1 protein-coding gene is annotated in these 537 nt (G+C 34.0%); it reads right to left on the reverse strand.

Annotation, left to right across the window (positions count from 1 at the left end; translation table 11 throughout):
* Nucleotides 1-537, reverse strand: a 537-nt coding sequence (locus GQX97_RS14470) for a 3-dehydroquinate synthase (protein WP_368666596.1), incomplete at both ends; no start/stop codon positions are given.

Below are 537 nucleotides of genomic sequence, written 5' to 3' on the forward strand. Positions count from 1 at the left end.
TTTATCTTTAGTTATAGCTTTTTTTATTCCATACTCTATAGCAAAAATCACTCCTATAGCAACAGCCTCACCATGAAGCAATACACCATACCCAGCAGCATTTTCCACACTATGCCCAATAGTATGACCAAAGTTTAAAAACATTCTCTCTTTTTTCTCTTTATAATCAATCTCTACTATATGACCCTTCAATTCACAATTTCTCTTAAGAATAAAATCCATATCAAAGTTATTATTATTATTTTCTAAATATTCTAAAAGTTTTTTATCAAATAAAAATGCATGCTTAATAACTTCAGCCATACCCGCATTAAACTCTCTMTTTGGAAGCGTATTTAAAACATCACTATCCATTATAACAAGTCTAGGGCTATGAAAAGCACCCACTAGATTTTTACCTTCTTTAATGTTAATTCCTGTCTTTCCGCCCACAGAAGAATCAACGCAAGCAAGAAGTGTTGTAGGTATCTGTACAAAATCAATACCCCTCATCCAAGTAGCAGCAGCATACCCAGCCATATCCCCTATAACACCGCC

This window comes from Brachyspira sp. SAP_772, assembly GCF_009755885.1.
Classification (GTDB): domain Bacteria; phylum Spirochaetota; class Brachyspiria; order Brachyspirales; family Brachyspiraceae; genus Brachyspira.